Source organism: Massilimicrobiota sp. mt181 (assembly GCF_055420065.1).
Genome location: NZ_JBVAYN010000054.1, coordinates 1 through 2209, shown reverse-complemented (window position 1 = coordinate 2209; position 2209 = coordinate 1). Strand labels below are relative to the sequence as shown.

Sequence of the window (2209 nt, the reverse complement as noted above, 5' to 3'; positions counted from 1 at the left end):
GTTGATAAATAGTCGAAAAGTGTTGATTTAATCAGCGTTTTTCGATTTTTTTATACTTTTATAGTAGAAGAAATGGAATCTGTTTTTATTGATTTTTTACGTTTTTTTATAGTTTTTATAGGTTCAAACATACATAAAAAAGGGTCAAAAAGGGTCAGAAAAGGGTCAGAAGAAAACAGCTAGTTTAATTTGTCCAGCTGTTTTTCATTATTTATCTTTTCATTTATGTAATTATTAAGTTTTGTATCAGCTTCCATGCTTTTTTGTCTGAGATGAGTATATATTTTTCTTGTCGTAGATATGTCGGCATGTCCCATTAATTTTTGTGTTTCAAGTTCATTTACACCGCTATAAAATAGGTTTGTACTAAACTCATGTCTTAGCATATGTGATGTCAATGTTGTTATTGTTTCTTCATCGAAATAGCTGTTTAGCTCTCTTTTGCATTTAGCCCAGAATTTCTTATAAGAGCTTTCGCTCATTAGATTTCCATCTTTCATTGTGAAGAGATAATAAGTATTTATATTTTTTAAGTATTCAATAAGTTGATCCCTGACGATGTCAATCATTATAACATCTCTGATACCAGCATCAGTCTTTGGCATTGGTTTTATCCTTGCTTTCACTTTTTTTGAGGATTCACGGACTTTTTCAATGTGTATGGTATTTGTATCAAAATTTATATCATCAACGCATAGACCTAATATTTCGCCTTTTCTAAGTCCACAGAAAGCTCCCAGATATAAATACGTTTTAACTTTCAAGGAAAGATTTGCATGAAATAAGGCTTCACGCTCTTCATCATATAAATCACGAGATTTCTTTGATTTTGGAATTTTTGGAAGCTCGACCCCATCACATGGATTAAAGGTAATGATTTTATTAATGATTGCTGCTTTAAAAATCTGCTTAAGAGTCATATATACTTTGTGACACTGATTAGGTTTATCAAAGCATTCATTTAAACACTGCTGTACATCATCAGAAGTGATATTTCCTATTTTCATATCACCCAGATAGTCAATATGATTCATGAGGACATTAAGATACATATCTTTTGTTTTTTCTTGCTTATGTGCCTTATAAGCATAAAACCATTTAACTGCATAATCACCAAATAATATATTTTGACTTTTTATCTTAACCCCACGTTTAAGCTTAATTTGTGCCTGAATATAATTGTCATTTAATTCTTCAATTGTGTAGCCATAGACATAAACGATACCTTCAGGTGTTTTAATGGATTTTCTATATCGTCCATCTTTTCTTTTTTTTAGATTTGTTTTTGCCATAATTAATTGCCCCTTTCATCGAAGTATGATAAAATGAGCATGATAAAAGAGGGTGTGAATCTTTTTTATCATGCAATGCATTCCCGTGCATTGTGTATTTGCTACGTGTTCCCGCACGTAGCTTTTTTGTTTAAACTTTAATTTCAAAAGTTATTGTATCTTGATCCAAATCATAATTATCGCTATATCCAGATAATTGAATTCTAAAATCTTTTGAAGAATCTATTTTATCAAATGTAACAATACCTTCTGACTTAACTCCAGATAATATTTCATTATCAAGATCATAATCATCTAAATTATAATCATCATTTTCTTCATATTGTTTTGAGTCTTGAACAATCTTCGTATCAAAAGAATAATATGTATAAGTATATTTTGATTGATTATCAATTGCTAGGTATATTCTTGTTTGATCTTCAGCAAACTCAACTTTTTGAATTGTAAAAGATACATCATGGCTTGTCTTTGTCTGATTGACATCGATTGTTTGAATAGTCGGTTTGACAGCGGAAATATAATCTGTTTTTTCAACTTCTTCTGAAATGATTACTGGACCTGTAACTACCCCTCCAAATACATTTTCGCCTTCAAATTCACCATCAATATATCCTGTAACCTTTACATAGTCGTCAGTTTTAACATCTAATTTTGGACAATGAACAATGAAGTTTTGTTCAGAATTTTCTGGATCAGCAAATACTTGCAATGCCATTGCATCCCCATCCACTTCTGGTTCAGCAAAAATTATACCAGTTAAGGTTACATATTTGTCTTTGTAGTCTTCTGGATTTGTAAACATGCTATCGATTTCATCATCCTTAAGAAAAACTTTTTCTTTTGGCTTTGAATCTCCACTGCATCCAAATAGCATTCCCAAACATAATAGTGCGCATAAAACTTTTTTCATTATATTT

Annotated in this window: 2 protein-coding genes; both read right to left on the bottom strand. The window is 30.6% G+C overall.

All coding sequences use genetic code 11. From position 1 onward, the window contains the following. Positions 1–179: 179 nt before the first annotated feature. Positions 180–1292, bottom strand: a complete 1113-nt coding sequence (locus ACZYT4_RS13960; RefSeq protein ID WP_463786950.1) for a tyrosine-type recombinase/integrase — start codon at positions 1290–1292, stop codon at positions 180–182. A gap of 130 nt (positions 1293–1422) precedes the next feature. Further along, a partial coding sequence (locus tag ACZYT4_RS13955) for a hypothetical protein (protein WP_463786948.1) occupies positions 1423–2209 on the bottom strand: 787 nt, incomplete at its 5' end.

Excerpts from the sequence above, each read along its gene's own strand:
- ACZYT4_RS13960 (WP_463786950.1), bottom strand. The coding sequence starts at position 1,292 with ATGGCAAAAACAAATCTAAAAAAAAGAAAAGATGGACGATATAGAAAA.